Below are 908 nucleotides of genomic sequence, written 5' to 3' on the forward strand. Positions count from 1 at the left end.
GATGACTTCCAGCGCGCGGTCGTTCATGGCCTTGACGGTGCGCTGCGAGGCCGCGCTGCCGTCCTGGTTGGCCAGGACCTGGGCGTCCCAGCGCTGCAGCTCGGCGCTGGCCACCTGCATCTGGGAAGCGAGGGCCTGGTCGTCGCGGCGCACGCCCGTCAGGTACTCGTTGTTGCGGCCAAACACGTCGTACATGATGTTCATGCGCCCGAACACGAAGTCCATGGCCGTGTCCAGCGCGGCATTGCGCAGGCGTGCCAGCTCGGTGACGGCGTCCACCAGCAGGCGGCGGCGCTCGGCCTCCCGGTCGGCCGTCATCTGGGCGGCCAGTCGGCCCTGGTACAGGTCCACCACGCCGTCGGCCACGGCCTGCAGCGCTGCCATGGCCCCGGCGGGCACCGGCAGGCCGCGTTGGTTGAGCCCGCCCAGCACCTGCACGCCCTGCTGCCGGGCCTGGGCTATCCGGTGGTCCTGGCCGACATAGCCCAGACCGTCCTGGCCATGCATGGTGGCGCGCAGCCAGGCCACGGCATTGCGCCAGCCCGGCCCCACGGGCGCCACGATGTCCATCACGCCCTGGAACTCCACGGCCCATTCGCCGGCCACCTGATCCAGCTGCTTGGCCAGCGCCTTGTCGTGCTGGGCCACCCAGGAGCCTGCATCCGCCGGATCGAATCCGCTGCTGTACTGCGGCAGCCGGTAGGCGCCATTGGTCCTGGCGGGTGTGAAGGATGTCACCGGCGACTCGATGGCTTGGGCCTCGCCGTACTTCTGCAACGCAATGCCCCAGGCGCGGCCCAGCAGCTCGTCAAACAGAATCGCTGATGGCAGCGCGCGTCCATTGGCCATGGTCAGCCCCTCCCGATCCGGCGCTGGCCCGCGACCACGCCGAAAACAATGTTGTCCAG

Annotated in this window: 1 protein-coding gene; it reads right to left on the reverse strand. The window is 69.8% G+C overall.

The window, feature by feature from the left end; translation table 11 throughout:
• Nucleotides 1–849, reverse strand: an 849-nt coding sequence (locus DA1_RS29355) for a hypothetical protein (protein WP_155737686.1), incomplete at its 3' end; no start/stop codon positions are given.
• Between the last annotated feature and the right edge of the window lie 59 nt (nt 850–908).

Origin of the sequence: Delftia acidovorans NBRC 14950 (genome assembly GCF_001598795.1) — a bacterium.
GTDB lineage: Bacteria > Pseudomonadota > Gammaproteobacteria > Burkholderiales > Burkholderiaceae_C > Comamonas > Comamonas acidovorans.